Here is a 17983-nt window from a genome sequence, read left to right as displayed (position 1 = left end):
GCCTGCGGTGTTACTCGCCGCCGATATCGTCTTCTTCCGGTAGAACTTCCGGCGGGATTTCGTTGAACCAGGTGTTCAGTTTCTGGCTCAGCTTATCGACGCCCAGTTTTTTCAGTGAAGAGAACGGCTCGACCTGAACATCGCCCATAAATGCCAGTACTGCCTCACGCACCATGTTGACCTGTGCTTTGCGCGCGCCGGAAGCCAGCTTGTCGGCTTTGGTCAGCAGCACCAGAACCGGTGTACCGACATCCACCGCCCACTGAATCATTTGCTGGTCGAGATCTTTGAGCGGATGGCGGATATCCATCAGCACGACCAGCCCTTTCAGGCTATTGCGCATTTGCAGGTATTCACCCAGCGCACGCTGCCATTTGCGCTTCATCTCTTCCGGCACCTCGGCGTAACCATAACCCGGCAGGTCGACCAGACGGATTCCGTCTTCTACTTCAAACAGGTTGATAAGCTGGGTGCGTCCCGGGGTTTTACTGGTGCGCGCCAGGCCCTTCTGGTTAGTCAGCGTATTCAGCGCGCTGGACTTGCCGGCGTTAGAGCGGCCGGCGAATGCCACTTCGATCCCTGCATCCGGCGGCAGATGACGGATGTCGGGCGCACTGGTGACGAAATGGGTCATGTGGTAGTTGTAATTTTTGCTGGTCAAAATGTTTCGTCTCCAAGTGAAGAAGGGCTTTCTGGTGGGCGATTATAACTGCATCAGCGTGAAAAAGGGGCGCTTTCTCCGATTTTCAGCCCCAGAGCGATAATTTTCCGTTGGGAAAACCGCATCGGCGTGTAAGACATTTGCCATTCCAATAGGGGGATATGTCGCTTTATTTATCGGCTATAAACTTATATTTTCTTAAAAAACAAACAATTGTTTTTTGCTGGGTGTAAATAGTCCGCCTAATGCGCGGTGAGTACCTTGAGCGCGGGCGTAATCCGCGTAAAGTAGCGCCCAACGCAGGATGTGAAGGAATCGGGAACGTTCAGGATGAGCGAAAAACCTCAGGGAGCGCACAGGAAGTGCGATGAGTGACAGGATGACTTCAAACGGCGTTGGCTTGTTCGCTTAGGATTAGTGAACGACACAAGGATGGTGAAGTATTAGCAGTCGGATGCTCGCGGGACGCGCGCTCAGGATGAGCGGATACGAAAGGATTGCGTACAGGGATGATTTTTCTTTCCAGGATGAAAGGCTAAATTGCAGGGAATGCGCTGATAGCAGAAGGAAAAACCGGGATGTTGAGTGTGCGCATGGAGTGCGTAGCAGGAATATCCTTCGTATGAAGGTATGAAATAGGCGACAGGTTTAACCTGTCGCCTTTTTTATTTGTCTGCTTTCTGCTAGATTCCGCCGCAATTCTATACTGAATCTACATACACCTAAGAGCATATGCCATGAACCAGTCATCAAAAGCGCCCCGCGGCAAAGCGGCGACGTCAAAAGCGAAAAAGAAAAGTCGTGTTGAGCTTGATATGGAAGCTCGCGAGCGTAAGCGCCTGAAAAAGCGCCGTGGCCATGCTTCCGGTTCACGCACCCAGGTTGAAAATGCCAAGCAAAAGAAATCAGGAGCCGGGGATGTGAAAGATCCGCGCATCGGCAGCAAAACGCCGGTGCCGTTGCTGGTGGAAGCGCAAGCCAACGTCAAACCGCAGACTAAGCCCAAGGCCGAAGTGAAGCCGCGTCTGTCGCCGGAAGAAGAGCTGGCGAAGCTGGAAAATGATGAGCGTCTGGATGCGCTGTTGGATCGCATCGACGATGGCGACAAGCTGACCGGCGAAGAGCAGGCTTATGTCGATCAAACGCTGGACCGCATCGATGCGCTGATGGCGCAGCTGGGCATCGAGCTGGGCGACGATGACGATGACATCGATGAAGAAGAGGAAAAGCAGGAAGATATCCTGAAACTGCTGAAAAGCGGCGGTCCGAAAAACGCGCGCTAACCGGTTATGTGGCCAATTCTGCTAATAGCCCTACTGTTAACATGTTATCTGCTGTGGTTATTCGGTAAACTATGGCGGCTGTCGAGGCGCAAAGCGCGCCTTCGCAGCGCTTCCGTGGCCAGACAGCAACGACAATTGCCCATTTCCCGGCCCGGCAGAAAACGTAAACCCAAGGGGTTCTGAGCCGTGGCGTCCGTCGCCTGCTACACCTTGGGGCGATCGGAAGGAGTGAGCAATGTCAGAACAGGCTATCGTCTGGGATTTGGCCCTGATCCAAAAATATAACTATTCAGGCCCGCGTTATACCTCATACCCAACCGCTTTGGAGTTCAACCAAAGCTACGATGAGGCAGCATTCCAACGTGCCGCCGGGCGCTATCCCGAGCGGCCGCTGTCGTTATATGTCCATATCCCGTTTTGCCACAAGCTGTGCTACTTCTGCGGCTGCAACAAGCAGGTGACGCGTCAGACGCATAAGGCGGATGACTATCTGGCGGTGTTGGCGCAGGAAATCGCCGCCCGGGCGCCGCTGTTTGCCGGGCGTCAGGTCAGCCAGATGCATTGGGGCGGCGGTACGCCGACCTACCTGAGTAAAACGCAGATTAGCCGGCTGGTGGCTATGCTGCGCCAGCATTTTGATTTCCTGCCGCAGGCTGAAATGTCGATCGAAGTCGATCCGCGTGAAATCGAGCTGGACGTGCTCGATCACCTGCGCGCTGAAGGTTTTAACCGCCTGAGCATGGGGGTGCAGGACTTCAACAAAGAAGTGCAGCAGCTGGTCAACCGTGAACAGGATGAGGCGTTCATTTTTGCGTTGATTGAGCGCGCCAAAGCGTTGGGCTTTCACTCCACCAATATCGACCTGATTTACGGCCTGCCGAAGCAGACGCCGGAGAGCTTTGCCTTCACCCTTGAGCGGGTTGCCGAACTGAACCCGGACCGGCTCAGCGTGTTTAACTACGCCCATTTGCCGAGCCTGTTTGCCGCCCAGCGCAAGATCAAAGAGGCCGATCTGCCCAGCGCGCAGCAAAAGCTGGATATCCTGCAGCAGACCATCGCTTCGCTGACCGACGCCGGCTATCAGTTTATCGGCATGGATCATTTCGCCCGTCCGGACGATGAGCTGGCGGTGGCGCAGCGCGAAGGGAAGCTGCACCGTAATTTTCAGGGCTACACCACCCAGGGCGACAGCGACCTGCTGGGGCTGGGCGTGTCGGCCATCAGCATGCTTGGGGACAGCTACGCGCAGAACCAGAAGGCGCTGAAAGCGTACTATCACAGCGTCGAACAGCAGGGAAATGCGCTGTGGCGCGGGCTGACGATGAGCGAAGACGACTGCCTGCGTCGCGAGGTGATCAAAACGTTGATCTGCAACTTCCAGCTGAACTACCGGCCGGTTGAGCAGCAGTACGGTATTAACTTCGTTGATTATTTTGCTGAGGATCTGCAGCTGCTGGCGCCATTCGAACACGACGGGCTGGTGGAGCGGGATGAGCAGGGTATACGCGTGACGCCGCAGGGACGCTTGCTGATACGCAATATCTGCATGTGTTTTGATATCTATTTGCGCAAACAGGCGCGCGCGCAGCAGTTCTCCCGGGTGATCTGACGGCGTTGCCCGCCACGACCGCATTGTTTGCGGCCGTGGCCTTAACTGAAGAAGTTAATCAGGGCGGCGCACAGCACGGCGGCAACGGCGGCCTGCGGCGTATGGCCCGCAGCGGCGCTGACGTCCGCACCTTGTGAAATAAAAGCGATAAGAGAATCCAGCATGGCGACCTCCGGTTTTTTCGCCCCGATCATACTGTGAGTGCGTTGACTGTAAAGTCTAAAATTGCTGTTTTTTTGTGCGCCCAACGATGTTTTCAACATTGGGCGCGGCGTTTATTCCATCCCCAGTTCTTTCAGCTTGCGCGTCAGGGTATTCCTGCCCCAGCCCAGCAGGCGCGCGGCCTCCTGTTTATGGCCCTGCGTGTGGCGCAGCGCCGTGGTCAGCAGCGTGCGTTCCATTTCCGGCTGCGCTTCCGAGAGCAGGTTTTGATGACCGGAGCGCAGCGCGCTTTCGGCCCACTGCGCCAGCAACGACGCCCAGTTGCCGGCGCCTGCCGGTGCGCCGCTCTCCGGCGGCGAGGCTTCAAATAGCTCGGCAGGCAGATCTTGAATCAGTACTTCCTGACCGGCGGCCATCACCGTCAGCCAGCGGCAGGTATTTTCCAGCTGGCGGACGTTGCCGGGCCACGGCAGGCGCGTCAGCGCGGTTTCGGTTTCCGGGTGCAGGTTTTTCGCCTCAACCCCCAGTTCCTTGGCGGCCACCTGCAGGAAATAGCGCGCCAGCCGCGGGATGTCTTCACGACGCTCACGCAGCGGCGGCAGGTGAACGCGAATCACGTTCAGGCGGTGGAACAAATCCTCGCGGAATTTGCCTTCCTGCACCCGCTGTTCCAGGTTTTGGTGCGTGGCGGCAATAATGCGCACGTCCACTTTCACCGGCGCATAGCCGCCTACCCGATAGAATTGGCCATCCGCCAACACGCGCAGTAAACGGGTTTGCACGTCCAGAGGCATATCGCCAATTTCATCCAGGAACAGCGTGCCGCCGTCGGCCTGTTCAAAACGCCCCTGACGGATTTGATTGGCGCCGGTAAACGCGCCTTTTTCATGGCCGAACAGTTCGGATTCGATCAGGTCTTTGGGGATCGCCGCCATATTCAGGGCGATGAACGGCGATTTGGCGCGCGGGCTGTGGCGATGCAGCGCATGCGCCACCAGCTCTTTACCGGTGCCGGATTCGCCGTTGATCAACACGCTGATGGATGAACGCGACAGGCGGCCGATAATGCGGAATACGTCCTGCATCGCCGGTGCCTCGCCGATAATATCGGCGGTCGGGCTGCTGGCGGGCTGGCTGCGCGCCGGCTGCTGCTGCTCCTGATAGTGGCTGATGGCGCGCTCCACCAGCGCGACGGCCTCATCGATGTCGAACGGCTTCGGCAGATAGTCGAACGCCCCTTGCTGATAGGCACTGACCGCAGCGTCCAAATCTGAGTGGGCGGTCATAATGATCACCGGCAGCATCGGGTGACGCTGTTTGATCTGTTTGAGCAGCGCTAATCCGTCCATGCCCGGCATGCGGATATCGGACAGCAAAACGTCGGGAGTTTGCGTGGCCAACGCTTCCAGTACGGCGTTACCGCTGTCGAACGTTGCGCAACGCATGCCGACGCCGGTTAAGGCGCGCTCAAGCACCCAGCGGATGGAGCTGTCATCATCGACGATCCAGACAATCCCTCGTTGCATAGCAAACCTCACTGACGAATAGGCAGGTAAACCGAAAATTCGGTATGTCCAGGCCAACTGTTAAATTCAATTTTGCCGCAATGCTGATCGATCAGACTGCGGGCGATGGATAATCCCAGGCCGGTGCCGCCTTCGCGGCCGCTGACCATCGGGTAGAACAGCGTATCCTGCAGCTGCGCCGGCACGCCGGGGCCGTCGTCTTCAATATCAATGCGCGCCGCCAGCCGGTAGCGCGTGCCGTGCAGGGTGATTTGAAACGCGGTGCGGGTGCGCAGGCGGATGGTGCCGCCGGTCTCCCCCAGCGCCTGCAGCGCGTTGCGGGTAATATTCAGCAGCACCTGTTCAATTTGTTCCGGGTCGTGCGCCAGTTCAGGCAGGCTGGGGTCGTAATCGCGCACCAGCGTGACGTTTTCCGGTTTTTCCAGCGATACCAGCTGGCATACCCGCTCCGCCACCTGGTGGATGCTTTGCGTGATGTGCTGACCGGGCCGCTGCGGCCCCAGCAGGCGATCGACCAGATTGCGCAGGCGATCGGCTTGCTCAATGATTACCTTGGTATATTCGGTCAGGGCCGGGTCGGGCAGCGCTTTGGCCAGCAGCTGCGCCGCGCCGCGCAGTCCGCCGAGCGGGTTTTTAATCTCGTGCGCCAGCCCGCGCACCAGATCGCGTGCGGCGACCTGTTGGGCATGCTGCAGCTGTTCCTGGCTCAGACGGCGCTGATTGTCCATCGGCGCCAGCTCCAGCAGGATATAGCCTTCCGGCAGCGCCTGAGCGGTCAGCGACAGAATATGCGCGCGGCCGTCGACCACCAGCGTCACTTCGTTATCGGTAAACCCCTGGCCGGTATTCAGGCTTTCGCGCATCAGATCGACGTTCAGCGAAAAATAGCCGAGCAGATCGGGCAGTGGCGTGCCGAACAGTTTACGGGAACTTTGCGCCAACAGCTGTTGCGCAGCAGGGTTGGCGTAATGCACCGCCAGCCGATCGTCCAGCAGCAGTACGCTGTTGATCAGAGAATTGAGGATCTGCCCCGCATCGGGCAGTGGTTCAGTTGTCATATATGCCCTTCATCTTCCAGGGTGCGGCGCACGGGCTGAGCTTGCTTACCCGGTCAGCCGGCAGACTAAGCGCAGACGCTTTGCACTGTTTTGGTGCATCCATCCTACTCCATCTGTGATGATTGCTAAATGGCGTGGATTTGCAGAAAAAGAGTGTGGAGAAAAAAACCCATCCGAAGATGGGCTGAAAGTTTCCACGGCAACAAAAAAACGACAACTAAAATAGGTGGCGCCGCACGCGGCGGCGCAGGTCAAACTTAAACGCTGTAGTACAGTTCGAATTCAACCGGGTGCGGCGTCATGCGCACGCGGTCCAGCTCTTCTTTGCGCAGCGCGATGTAGGCGTCGATCGCGTCGTCGGTGAAGACGCCGCCGCGGGTCAGGAACTCGCGGTCTTCATCCAGCGCGGCCAGCGCTTCGTCCAGAGAACCGGCCACTTTTGGAATCTCGGCTTCTTCTTCCGGCGGCAGGTCGTACAGGTTTTTATCCATGGCGTCGCCCGGGTGGATCTTGTTGATGATGCCGTCCAGGCCGGCCATCAGCAGTGCAGCGAAGCACAGGTACGGGTTGGCCGCCGGATCCGGGAAGCGGGCTTCAATACGGCGCGCTTTCGGGCTGGAAACCACAGGAATACGGATGGAGGCGGAACGGTTACGCGCAGAGTAAGCCAGCATCACCGGCGCTTCGTAACCCGGAACCAGACGCTTGTAAGAGTTGGTGGTCGGGTTGGCCAGGGCGTTGATGGCTTTAGCGTGCTTGATGACGCCGCCGATGTAGAACAGTGCGGTTTCAGACAGGCCGCCGTATTTGTCGCCGGCGAACAGGTTGGTGCCGTTCTTGGACAGTGACATGTGGCAGTGCATGCCGGAACCGTTATCGCCGAACATCGGTTTTGGCATAAAGGTCGCGGTTTTGCCAAATGCGTGCGCTACGTTGTGAACCACGTATTTGTAGATCTGGATTTCATCGGCTTTCTTGGTCATGGTGTTGAAGCGGGTTGCCACTTCGTTCTGACCGGCGGTTGCTACTTCGTGGTGGTGAGCTTCAACCACCAGGCCCATTTCTTCCATGGTCAGACACATGGTTGAACGCAGGTCCTGGGAAGAGTCGACCGGCGGCACCGGGAAATAACCCCCTTTGACCGCTGGACGGTGACCCTTGTTGCCGCCTTCGTATTTGGTGCCGGAGTTCCAGGCGGCTTCGATATCGTCGATAGCCACGTGGGAGCCGCTGATGCTGCTGCCGAAGCGGATGTCGTCGAACAGGAAGAATTCAGGTTCCGGCCCGAACAGCACGGTGTCGGCAATGCCGGAAGAGCGCAGGAAGTCTTCCGCACGTTTGGAGATGGAGCGCGGGTCGCGGTCGTAGCCTTGCATGGTGCCCGGCTCGAGAATGTCGCAGCGAATGATCAGCGTGGGTTCTTCGTAGAACGGATCCAGTACCGCGCTGCTGGCATCCGGCATCAGCACCATGTCAGATTCGTTAATGCCTTTCCAACCGCCGATCGACGAACCGTCAAACATTTTGCCTTCTTCGAAGAAATCAGCGTTTACCTGGTGTGCAGGAATGGTGACGTGTTGTTCTTTACCCTTGGTGTCAGTGAAACGCAGGTCTACGAATTTCACTTCATGCTCATTCAGCATCGTCAAAACGTGTTCAGCGGACATACTTAACTCTCCCGGATTTATCGTTGTCGTCGTCGTGGAACGAATCTTTACTACTGGCTTTTTTTCACCTTGTGTAGACTAAAGCGAAAAGCGTGCCAAGTTTAAAAATGGCAACCTTGCGCCATTCTGGGCGGCTTTTACCCATTCCGAGTATGCACCAATAGGAATGCATTGCACCATAAGTGTGCAAACAACCCCACGCAGGGCACTATAATGGTGCAAAATGCGTCCAAAGATGACGCGTTGCACCGTGAAAGGGATCACAAACTAACCTGATTAGCATTGTTTATCAGAGATGGCTGTGATCTTGTTTAGTCCCTCGCTTAATACGTGTACAATAGCGCGCTATTTCTAATGCCTGAGGCAAAGCTGTGATCGAAAATTTGCGTAATATCGCCATTATTGCCCACGTTGACCATGGTAAAACCACCCTGGTCGACAAGCTGCTGCAACAATCCGGTACTTTCGGAGAGCGTGCGGAAGCCGCCGAGCGCGTAATGGACTCCAACGATTTGGAGAAAGAGCGTGGGATTACCATCCTCGCAAAAAACACCGCCATTAATTGGAATGACTACCGCATCAACATCGTGGATACCCCGGGACACGCCGACTTCGGCGGCGAGGTAGAGCGTGTGATGTCAATGGTCGACTCGGTGCTGCTGGTTGTGGATGCAATGGATGGCCCGATGCCGCAAACCCGTTTCGTGACCAAGAAAGCGTTTGCAAATGGTCTGAAGCCGATCGTGGTCATTAACAAGGTTGACCGTCCGGGCGCGCGTCCTGACTGGGTTGTCGATCAGGTGTTCGACCTGTTCGTAAACCTGGATGCCACCGATGAGCAACTGGATTTCCCAATCATCTATGCATCTGCGCTGAACGGCATCGCCGGCACCGATCATACCGATATGGCTGACGACATGACGCCGCTGTATCAGGCGATCGTCGACCACGTGTCTGCGCCGGCAGTTGATCTGGATGGCCCGCTGCAGATGCAGATCTCCCAGCTGGACTACAACAACTACCTGGGCGTTATCGGCATCGGCCGCATCAAGCGCGGTAAAGTGAAGCCGAACCAGCAGGTTACCGTTATCGACAGCGAAGGCAAGACGCGCAACGGTAAAGTGGGCAAAGTGCTGGGCCACCTGGGTCTGGAGCGTATCGACAGCGACCTGGCGGAAGCGGGCGATATCATCGCCATCACCGGTCTGGGCGAGCTGAACATCTCCGACACCATCTGCGATCCGGCCAACGTGGAAGCGCTGCCTGCGCTGTCCGTTGATGAGCCGACCGTCAGCATGTTCTTCAACGTCAACACCTCGCCATTCTGCGGTAAAGAAGGCAAGTTCGTGACGTCTCGCCAGATCCTTGAGCGTCTGAACAAGGAATTGGTGCACAACGTGGCGCTGCGCGTAGAAGAAACCGACGATGCCGACGCGTTCCGCGTGTCCGGTCGTGGCGAACTGCACCTGTCGGTGCTGATCGAAAACATGCGTCGTGAAGGCTTCGAGCTGGCCGTTTCCCGTCCGAAAGTTATCTTCCGTGAAATCGATGGCCGTAAACAAGAGCCGTTCGAGAACGTCACGCTGGATATCGAAGAGCAGCATCAGGGTTCCGTGATGCAGGCGATGGGTGAGCGTAAGGGCGACATGAAAAACATGGATCCGGATGGTAAAGGCCGTGTGCGTCTTGACTATGTGATCCCGAGCCGCGGCCTGATCGGCTTCCGTAACGAGTTCATGACCATGACCTCCGGTACCGGCCTGCTGTACTCCACCTTCAGCCACTACGACGATCTGCGTCCGGGCGAAGTCGGCCAGCGTCAGAACGGCGTGCTGATCTCCAACGGCCAGGGTAAAGCGGTAGCGTTCGCCCTGTATGGTCTGCAAGATCGCGGCAAGCTGTTCCTGGGCCACGGTGCGGAAGTGTATGAAGGCCAGATCATCGGTATTCACTCACGTTCCAACGACCTGACCGTGAACTGCCTGACCGGTAAGAAACTGACCAACATGCGTGCTTCCGGTACTGACGAAGCGACCACGCTGGTTCCGGCTATCAAGATGACTCTGGAGCAGGCTCTGGAATTTATCGATGATGATGAACTGGTTGAAGTCACGCCGACGTCTGTGCGTATTCGTAAACGTCACCTGACGGAAAACGATCGCAAACGTGCAAGCCGCGGTCCTAAAGAAGCGTAATTGCTGATTTAGAACGCACTGCTTGGGGCGCCTGCCGGGCGCCCTGAGTTTTTTCTTCTGCTTTCCCCCCTTTCTGCGGCGCGCTATGCGCTTTTCTCCGCCTTATCTGTTCAGTCTCTGCTTTTCCCGCTACAGTGAAACCTCACCGGTCGTCAGGAGAGGACTATGCTGTATATCTTTGATTTAGGTAACGTGATCGTCGATATCGATTTCAAACGTGTGCTGGGCGTATGGAGCAATCTGAGCGGCACGCCTCTGGCGGCGCTGGCGGAACGTTTTAGCATGGGCGAGGTGTTTCAGCGCCACGAGCGGGGGGAAGTGACCGATGAAGAGTTTGCCGCCCGCCTGTGCGACGAAATGGGCATCGCGCTGAGCTTTGAGCAGTTCGCCGCCGGCTGGCAGGCGGTATTTGTCGCGCTGCGCCCGGAGGTGATCGCCATCATGCAGCGCCTGCGCAATGAGGGCCACCGGGTGGTGGTGCTGTCGAACACCAACCGCCTGCACTGTAATTACTGGCCGCAGCATTACCCGGAAGTGGCGGCGGCGGCGGACCATCTCTACCTGTCGCAGGATCTCGGCCTGCGTAAACCGGAGCCGGCCATTTATCAGCGGGTGCTGGATGCGGAAAACACGCCGGCGGAACAGGCGGTATTCTTTGACGATCATCCCGACAACATAGCGGCTGCGCGGGCCATGGGCATTACGGCGGTATGGGTGACCGATCGCGATACGGTGCCGGCCTATTTTGCCGGTTAAGCCAGGCGGGTTAAGCTTAAGACATACGAACTGACAAGGAGTGAGTATGTCGTTTTTCCGTAGCAAGAAGCTGCCGTCATCCGTAAAACCGGGCGTCACCTACGGCCGGCTGCTGCTCAAGCGCATCGACAGCGATGGCCTGACCATGTTGGCGGGCCATCTGGCGTATGTATCTCTGTTGTCGCTGGTGCCGCTGATCACCGTGGTGTTCGCGCTGTTTGCCGCCTTCCCGATGTTTTCTGATATCAGCGAGCAGCTGAAGAGCTTTATTTTTTCCAATTTTGTGCCGGCGGCCGGCAATGTTATCCAGCGCTACCTTGAGCAGTTCGTCGCCAATTCCAACAAAATGACCGCCGTCGGCACCTGCGGCCTGATCGTTACCGCGCTGCTGCTGATCTCCTCCGTCGACAGCGTGCTCAACACCATCTGGCGCAGTAAAAACAAGCGGCCGATCGTCTACTCGTTTGCAGTGTACTGGATGGTGCTGACGCTGGGGCCGCTGCTGGTCGGGGCCAGTATGGCGATCAGCTCCTACCTGCTGTCGCTGAACTGGCTGGCGCAAACCGGCGTGAACAGCCTGGTGGATCAGCTGCTGCGTATTTTCCCGCTGCTGCTGTCGTGGGTCTCTTTCTGGCTGCTGTACAGCGTGGTGCCGACGGTCCGGGTACCGCCGAAGGATGCGCTGGTCGGCGCGTTGGTCGCCGGGCTGCTGTTCGAACTGGGTAAGAAGGGCTTTGCGCTGTACGTCACCATGTTTCCTTCTTATCAGCTGATATATGGCGTGCTGGCGGTGATCCCGATTTTATTTCTGTGGGTCTACTGGAGCTGGTGTATCGTATTGCTCGGCGCGGAGATCGCCGCCACGTTCGCGGAGTACCGCGCGTACAAACAGCAAAAAATTGAGCAGCAACAGCAGGATAAACCGTCATGATTGCATTGATTCAGCGAGTATTAAACGCCAGCGTCACGGTAAACGGCGAGACGGTAGGCAAAATTGGCCCAGGTTTGTTAGTGTTATTGGGTGTAGAGCAAGATGATAACGAACAGAAAGCCGAGCGTTTGTGTGAACGCGTACTGGGCTACCGCATTTTTGGTGATGATAACGGCAAGATGAACCTTAACGTTCAACAGGCCGGCGGCAGCGTGCTGGTGGTTTCCCAGTTTACGCTGGCCGCGGACACGCAAAAGGGCATGCGGCCCGGTTTCTCGCGCGGCGCAGACCCTGCGCAGGCCGATCGGCTATATCAGTATTTTGTTGGCCAATGCCGCGAACGCGGCGTGGAAACACAGACCGGCGAGTTCGCGGCGGATATGCAGGTCGCGCTGGTGAACGACGGTCCGGTGACGTTCTGGCTACAGGTTTAAAAATTTGGAGAGAAGGCGTCTATGTATCACCTACGAGTACCCGTTACAGAACAAGAACTGAAGGATTATTACCAGTTTCGCTGGGAAATGCTGCGCAAGCCATTGCACCAGCCGGTGGGTTCGGAAAAGGATGCCTATGACGCCATGGCGCACCACCAAATGGTGGTGGATGAGAATGGCAAAATCGTCGCCGTTGGCCGGCTGTATATCAATGCGGATAACGAAGCGGCGATTCGTTTTTTAGCGGTCGATCCCGGCGTGCAGGACAAAGGGCTGGGTACGCTGGTGGCGATGACGCTGGAGTCGGTGGCGCGTCAGGAAGGCGTGAAGCGCGTGGTGTGCAGCGCGCGTGAGGACGCGGTGGCGTTCTTCGCCAAACTGGGGTTTGAAAGCCAGGGGGAGATCAGCGCGCCGCAAACCTCGCCGATCCGCCACTTCCTGATGATTAAGCCAGTGGCGACGCTGGACGATATTCTGCACCGTCCCGACTGGTGCGGGCAGCTGCAGCAGGCCTGGTACGATCATATTCCGCTCAGTGAAAAGATGGGGGTGCGCATCAGCCAGTATACCGGCCAGCGTTTTGTCACCACCATGCCGGAGGTCGGCAATCAGAATCCGCACCACACGCTGTTTGCCGGCAGCCTGTTCTCGCTGGCGACGCTGACCGCCTGGGGGCTGATCTGGCTGCTGCTGCGCGAGCGCCATCTGGGCGGCACCATCATTCTGGCGGATGCGCATATCCGTTACAGTAAACCTATCACCGGTCGCCCGCGCGCGGTGGCCGATCTCAGCTCGCTGAGCGGCGACCTTGACCGACTGGCGCGCGGCCGCCGTGCCCGCGTGCAGGCGGAAGTGGTGCTGTTTGGCGATGATGATAAAGGGGCGGTGTTTGAGGGCATCTACATGGTGCTGCCGGCCGAGCCGGAAGTCCCGCTGGATCAGGGCGGCTGCGAGGCCATTCCCGAATAAGCAATAAGGGCGCTATGCGCCCTTATTGGTTTACGGCTGTTGCTGATTGACCGTTTGCCCGTCCTTCGCCGTGGCCTGCAGATTACCCCGTACGGAATCCCGGAACGGCCCGTCGCTGTTTAACAGCCCCTGAACCTGCAGCTGCAGGTTGCCGTCGCCCTCCAGCGGCACCGGCTGCCAGCCCCATTGCTGCAGGGTATTGAGCGGCACCGAACGACCGGATAAAGACAGCGAAAACGGCTTGCCCGGCAGTTGCGTGACGGTTGCCTTGGCATCCAGCAGGCCATTAGGCATAAAGGCGCTCAGCTCGGTAACGGCGATTTGCCGCTGGTCCGCCGTCAGCGCCAGCGAAGGCCGGCGGACGTCGATTTTATTGAACGTTGCTTCGCTGGCGCTCAGGTTTAGCGAACCGGACCAGATTCCCCACTGACCATCGTGCGCCAGCAGCAGATTGCTGCCGTAACCGTTCAGCGATGTCAGCTGGAACGGGAACGCCGGATTGATATCGATAATCAGGTTACGGTTGGTGGTCAGCTTATTGACGTATACCTGCGACAGCCATGCCGGCAGCGGTTTGAGCCACAGCTCACGCCAGTTTTGCGGCAGCGTATACTCCAACGCCGCGACGGTGACGTCGTCCAGCTGCAAACGTTTGGTGGCGCGCAGCCAACTGCCGTTGGCGCGCAGCAAACCGCCTTCCCAGCGCGAGGTGAATTGCTCAATGGCGATACCGGCCGGCGACAGCCGCGTACTGATAATCGGATCCACCAGATGGAAGCGGCCATTGATAATATCGCTGGCGTTGGCATGCAATACGCCGTTCTCGCTGCGCCAGTCTCCCTGCTGAAGCGTGACGTCTTGCAGGGACAGGTCAAGATCGTTAAACGCCCACCCCTTGCCCTCCAGCCGTGCGTCGATCAGGTCAAAGCGTTGCAGTGTGATCGGAGGCAGGGTGGTAAAGCGCTGCCAGAATTGTTCCAGCGACAGCGGCGTTTGCAGCCGTACCTTGTTCAGGCGCAGACGGTCTACCAGCCAGCTGCCGTCGGCGGCACGTGTCGCTTTACCGGTCAGGTCGCCCTGGGCCAGATCGGCGCCGAAATCCTCCAGCAGCAGCTGATGATCTTTGATTTGCCCTTGCACCAGCGCCTGAGAGGCGGGGATGCCGTTCAGGGTCAGCGAGCCGGCGCTGAACTGGAAGCGGTTGTTGTCGCCCAGCAGGTGCCCGGACTGAGGCCGCCATGGCGTAATCCCGGCGTTAACCCGCTGCGCATTAAGCTGCCAGTCGGCGTCGCCGGCGTGCAATGCCATATTGCTCAGCTGCAGCACGTCGGCCTGGATCGGTAACGCCGCTGAGCCAGGTTGCACATTGAGCGTACCGTCGTGCAGCGTCACGCTGTGGAAGTAACGCGGGTTGGTGAGCTGACGCAGGCTGAGGCCCAGAACGACGCGCTTGGCCGTTAACGCCCGCGGCTGGTTGGTGCGCGTCAGCGCGACGTCTTCCAGGCCGATCTGCGCCGGTTCATCCCAGGAGTGGCTGATTTTACCGAGAGAGAGGCGGTAGTCGCTGTGCCCACTCACCCAGTTGCCGATCTGACCGGCGGCCCAGCGGGTCTGCCCGACCAGATACAGTAATACGATGACGATTGCCGCTGCCACCAGCAGCCATAGCAACAGTTTCCCGATAAATTTCATCGCCTGCACACCCTAGCGGTCAAAAAAGATACCCCGTTTATGCCGCAATTGGCCGGCTATCTCAAGGGTAATGGTCTGACTGACAATAAAAAAACGGCCGCAGGCGGCCGTTTTCAACGATAAAGCCGGGTCACACGCCCCCGCAGTGGAATTATTCTTTCTCCTGCGGAAACACCAGATTCAGTACGATGGCAGTAATCCCGCCGGCGGCGATACCGGAGGAGAGCAGGGTTTTCAGCCAGTCCGGCGCGAACTGCAGAATCAGCGGCTGCTGAGAAACGCCCATACCGACCGCCAGCGACAGCGCCATAATCATGATGGCGCGGCGATTAAGCTTCTCGCGTGAAACGATACGTACGCCGGACGCGGCGATGGTGCCGAACATCACAATGGTGGCGCCGCCCAGTACCGGCTCAGGAATATGCTGCACAAAGCCGGCGACCGCCGGGAACAGACCCAGCGCGATCAGCATCAGCGCCACCACAAAGCCGACGTAGCGGCTGGCGACGCCGGTCAGTTGGATCACCCCGTTGTTCTGGCCGAAGCAGGAGTTCGGGAAGGTATTGAAGACCGCCGACAGCATGGAGTTCAAACCGTTGGCCAGCACGCCGCCCTTCAGGCGCTTCATATACAGCGGGCCGCGCACCGGCTGTTCGGATACGTCAGAGGTGGCAGTGATATCGCCGATGGTTTCCAGCGAGGTGACCATAAAGATCAGCATCAGCGGCAGCAGCAGGTTCCAGTCAAAGCCCAGCCCGTAATACAGCGGTGTAGGGATGGTGATCGACGCGCTGTTGCTGACGGGCTGGCTGGCGGGCAGCATATCGAGCGCCCAGGCCAGCAGATAGCCGACCGCCATGGCGATTACCAGCGAGGCAACGCGCAGATAGGGATTACGCTGACGGTTGAGCAAAATAATCACCGCCAGCACCGCGCCGGCCAGCAGCAGGTTTTTTGGCGCGCCGAAGGTGTGGTCGTTCATTGCCGCGTAGCCGCCGCCGATGGAGGTCAGGCCGACCTGAATCAGCGACAGGCCGATAATCATCACCACAATGCCTGATACCAGCGGCGTAATAATGCGGCGCGCCAGGTGCAGGACGCGCGACAGCAGAATCTCGGTGCAGGAGGCGACCATCAGGGTGCCGAACAGCGCCGCCATCATGGTCGGCACGTCTGCGCCGCCGTTTTTCAGCGCCATGCCGCCCATAATCAGCGGTGATACGAAGTTAAAGCTGGTGCCCTGAATCGACAGCAGGCCGGAGCCGACCGGACCCCAGGTTTTGATTTGTAAAATAGAGGCCAGACCGGAGGCGAACAGCGACATGCTGATAATGTGCTGAGTATCCTGCGCCGGCAGCCCCAGCGCCTGGCAAATCAGCAGCGCCGGCGTAATCACGGCCACGAACATCGCCAGCAGATGCTGGCCGGCGGCAAACAGCGTTTGCGGCAGCGGCGGGCGGTCTTCCAGGCGGTAGATCAGTTCGCTTTTGGGCGGGGAGGCGGAGGCGTTTTGCGCGGATTCAAGCTCGGCGGATTGCATGGTCATGGTGTGGCACTTTTCCGAAACGGCAAAGCAGGCATTTTAATCGTCTGGACACTAAAAGCAAACGGTTGCGCCTAACTTTTCTTCCCCGCTTATTTTTATTTATGTCGCATTTTCATGCATTTTTTCTTGTCTTCTTAGCACTTTTTCCTTCTAATCCAGCATTCATCGAGTTTAAAAAACTAAGTGGTTTTATATAACTTATTAATATAATTGGATTTATCCCCTCACATGGAGTACCTGGATGTTTCATCTTGATACTTATGGCACTTTGGTTGCCGCAACTCTGGTTTTGCTCCTTGGGGGCAAGTGCGTTAGAAGCATTCCTCTGCTGAAAAAATACACCATTCCTGCCCCCGTCGCCGGTGGTTTGCTGGTTGCGCTGTTATTGTTGATTTTAAAAAAGACCGTTAACTGGGAAATCAGCTTCGACATGTCGCTGAAAGATCCGCTGATGCTGGCCTTCTTTGCCACCATCGGCCTTAATGCTAACCTGGCGCGGTTGCGCGCCGGTGGTAAGGCACTGGTTATCTTCCTGTTTGTGGTGCTGGGACTGTTGGTGGTGCAGAACGCCATCGGCATCGGTATGGCGAAGATGCTGGGGATGGACCCGCTGATGGGCCTGATCGCCGGTTCTATCACCCTGTCGGGCGGCCACGGCACCGGCGCCGCCTGGAGTAAGCTGTTTATTGAGCGTTACGGCTTTGAAAACGCCACCGAAGTGGCGATGGCCTGCGCCACCTTCGGCCTGGTGCTGGGCGGCCTGATTGGCGGCCCGGTGGCGCGCTATCTGGTGAAGCACTCTTCCTCGCCGGAAGGTTCGCCGGATGACAGCGTCCAGCCGAGCGGCTTTGAAAAACCGGAGAGCGGTCGTCTGATTACCTCGCTGGTGATGATTGAAACCATTGCGATGATCGCCATCTGCCTCAGCCTGGGCCAGCTTATCGCCGGCCTGCTGAGCGGCACGGTATTTGAACTGCCGAACTTCGTCTGCGTGCTGTTTGTCGGGGTGATCCTCAGCAATACGCTGGCATTCACCGGCTTTTATACCGTGTTTGAGCGTGCGGTATCGGTGCTGGGTAACGTCAGTCTGTCGCTGTTCCTGGCGATGGCGCTGATGAGCCTGCGCCTGTGGGAGCTGGCGTCACTGGCGCTGCCGATGCTGGCGATCCTGGCGGTGCAGACGCTGGTGATGGCGCTGTACGCGATTTTCGTCACCTACCGGGTGATGGGCAAAAACTATGATGCGGCAGTGCTGGCTGCCGGGCACTGCGGCTTCGGGATGGGCGCTACGCCGACCGCGATTGCCAATATGCAGGCGATTACCGATCGTTTCGGCCCATCGCACCTGGCGTTCCTGGTAGTGCCGATGGTGGGGGCGTTCTTTATCGATATCGCCAACGCCATCATTATCAAGCTGTACCTGCTGCTGCCGGTCTTCCCGGCGGTTGGCTGAGTAACCACTGGACAGCAAAAGGGCGCCTTCTCGGCGCCCTT

The 17983-nt window shown here is 57.9% G+C and carries 15 protein-coding genes; 8 read left to right on the top strand and 7 right to left on the bottom strand.

The features are described from left to right. Positions 1-10: 10 nt before the first annotated feature. A complete protein-coding gene (gene yihA / locus TAN611_RS23120; protein WP_105233117.1) occupies positions 11-661 on the bottom strand; it encodes a ribosome biogenesis GTP-binding protein YihA/YsxC in 651 nt (216 codons plus the stop codon). Between the two features lie 737 nt (positions 662-1398). Between yihA and yihI the strand changes: the two genes are divergently transcribed. Together yihI and hemN are read left to right on the top strand one after the other, a co-directional pair. Continuing rightward, entirely contained in the window at positions 1399-1944 is a 546-nt protein-coding gene (gene yihI / locus TAN611_RS23115) for a Der GTPase-activating protein YihI (protein ID WP_105233116.1), read from the top strand. 235 nt (positions 1945-2179) lie between these two features. After that, positions 2180-3553 carry an oxygen-independent coproporphyrinogen III oxidase gene (gene hemN / locus TAN611_RS23110; RefSeq protein ID WP_203067055.1) on the top strand — a complete coding sequence of 458 codons (1374 nt, stop codon included), beginning with the start codon at positions 2180-2182 and terminating at the stop codon, positions 3551-3553. Positions 3554-3594: 41 nt separating this feature from the next. Here the strand turns inward: hemN and TAN611_RS23105 are convergent, their stop codons facing one another. From TAN611_RS23105 to glnA, 4 genes are all read right to left on the bottom strand, one after another. After that, positions 3595-3717 carry a YshB family small membrane protein gene (locus TAN611_RS23105; RefSeq protein WP_145961165.1) on the bottom strand — a complete coding sequence of 41 codons (123 nt, stop codon included), beginning with the start codon at positions 3715-3717 and terminating at the stop codon, positions 3595-3597. Positions 3718-3828: 111 nt separating this feature from the next. After that, on the bottom strand, positions 3829-5241 hold the full coding sequence (gene glnG / locus TAN611_RS23100; protein ID WP_105233113.1) for a nitrogen regulation protein NR(I): 1413 nt from the start codon (positions 5239-5241) through the stop codon (positions 3829-3831). Positions 5242-5249: 8 nt separating this feature from the next. Next, complete coding sequence (glnL, locus tag TAN611_RS23095) at positions 5250-6299, bottom strand: nitrogen regulation protein NR(II) (protein ID WP_105233112.1); 1050 nt, start codon at positions 6297-6299, stop codon at positions 5250-5252. A 257-nt stretch (positions 6300-6556) separates the two neighbouring features. Continuing rightward, positions 6557-7966, bottom strand: a complete 1410-nt coding sequence (glnA, locus tag TAN611_RS23090) for a glutamate--ammonia ligase (protein WP_105233111.1) — start codon at positions 7964-7966, stop codon at positions 6557-6559. A 371-nt stretch (positions 7967-8337) separates the two neighbouring features. On the opposite strand from glnA, the gene typA reads away from it, so the two are divergent. From typA to fabY, 5 genes are all read left to right on the top strand, one after another. Continuing rightward, positions 8338-10161, top strand: coding sequence for a ribosome-dependent GTPase TypA (typA, locus tag TAN611_RS23085; RefSeq protein ID WP_105233110.1), 1824 nt, complete (start codon positions 8338-8340; stop codon positions 10159-10161). A 165-nt stretch (positions 10162-10326) separates the two neighbouring features. Then, on the top strand, positions 10327-10917 hold the full coding sequence (gene yihX / locus TAN611_RS23080; protein WP_160029392.1) for a glucose-1-phosphatase: 591 nt from the start codon (positions 10327-10329) through the stop codon (positions 10915-10917). 46 nt (positions 10918-10963) lie between these two features. Beyond that, entirely contained in the window at positions 10964-11848 is an 885-nt protein-coding gene (locus TAN611_RS23075; protein ID WP_105233108.1) for a virulence factor BrkB family protein, read from the top strand. Then, positions 11845-12282, top strand: a complete 438-nt coding sequence (dtd, locus tag TAN611_RS23070) for a D-aminoacyl-tRNA deacylase (protein WP_197950391.1) — start codon at positions 11845-11847, stop codon at positions 12280-12282. Before TAN611_RS23075 ends, dtd begins: the two co-directional genes overlap by 4 nt. A gap of 21 nt (positions 12283-12303) precedes the next feature. Continuing rightward, positions 12304-13251, top strand: a complete 948-nt coding sequence (gene fabY, locus TAN611_RS23065) for a fatty acid biosynthesis protein FabY (RefSeq protein WP_105233107.1) — start codon at positions 12304-12306, stop codon at positions 13249-13251. Between the two features lie 30 nt (positions 13252-13281). Here the strand turns inward: fabY and TAN611_RS23060 are convergent, their stop codons facing one another. Beyond that, positions 13282-14943 carry an AsmA family protein gene (locus tag TAN611_RS23060; RefSeq protein WP_203067054.1) on the bottom strand — a complete coding sequence of 554 codons (1662 nt, stop codon included), beginning with the start codon at positions 14941-14943 and terminating at the stop codon, positions 13282-13284. A gap of 151 nt (positions 14944-15094) precedes the next feature. After that, positions 15095-16489, bottom strand: coding sequence for an NCS2 family protein (locus TAN611_RS23055; protein ID WP_105233105.1), 1395 nt, complete (start codon positions 16487-16489; stop codon positions 15095-15097). Positions 16490-16730: 241 nt separating this feature from the next. Between TAN611_RS23055 and gltS the strand changes: the two genes are divergently transcribed. Then, on the top strand, positions 16731-17942 hold the full coding sequence (gene gltS, locus TAN611_RS23050; protein ID WP_105233104.1) for a sodium/glutamate symporter: 1212 nt from the start codon (positions 16731-16733) through the stop codon (positions 17940-17942). Positions 17943-17983: the final 41 nt, after the last annotated feature.

This window comes from Serratia sp. Tan611 (assembly GCF_905188235.1).
In the GTDB taxonomy this organism is placed as follows: Bacteria; Pseudomonadota; Gammaproteobacteria; order Enterobacterales; family Enterobacteriaceae; genus Serratia_B; species Serratia_B rhizosphaerae.
The sequence above is the reverse complement of the archived record's forward strand: the minus strand, read 5'-3'. Positions and strand labels throughout refer to the sequence as shown.